Raw genomic sequence first — 467 nt, 5'->3', positions numbered from 1 at the left:
TACTTGACCAAAAGTCCCTCAAGTTCAACAACACGGTCGGCCAAACGACGGTTCGCACGCTCAAGATTCTCCAAACGAACCAATAACTCCGATATGAACTTATCCTTTTCGATAACCGAAAGATCCGATAATCTTTCGTAGGATCCAAATGAATTGACAACTTTATCAGCACTGATTAGTTACCTTGAATAAAGTGATTTGAAATCTTTATATCTTTTAGCTTGTACAATTATGTTATCATTATCGGATTCACAAAACCTCAAATCAATTCCATCGTCTCTGCCTGGAAAGGACGGTCAAAGTGAACCACTAAAAACGGATTAAAGTGAGCATAGCAAACTAAGTGCTCAAAATCGATTCCATTGTGGTTAAATTTACTATTTATTTATTTGTTTTTTACGCATTGATTCTCCCTTTATATTGATTCTATGTGCGGTGTGAACCAGTCTATCTAAAATGGCATCTGC

Annotated in this window: 1 protein-coding gene; it reads right to left on the bottom strand. The window is 36.6% G+C overall.

The features are described 5' to 3' along the window. Nucleotides 1–377: 377 nt before the first annotated feature. A partial coding sequence (locus BFP75_RS22150; protein WP_240531765.1) for an ATP-binding protein occupies nucleotides 378–467 on the bottom strand: 90 nt, incomplete at its 5' end.

The organism is Maribacter sp. 4G9 (assembly GCF_002742265.1).
Lineage (GTDB): Bacteria > Bacteroidota > Bacteroidia > Flavobacteriales > Flavobacteriaceae > Maribacter.
The sequence above is the reverse complement of the archived record's forward strand: the minus strand, read 5'-3'. Positions and strand labels throughout refer to the sequence as shown.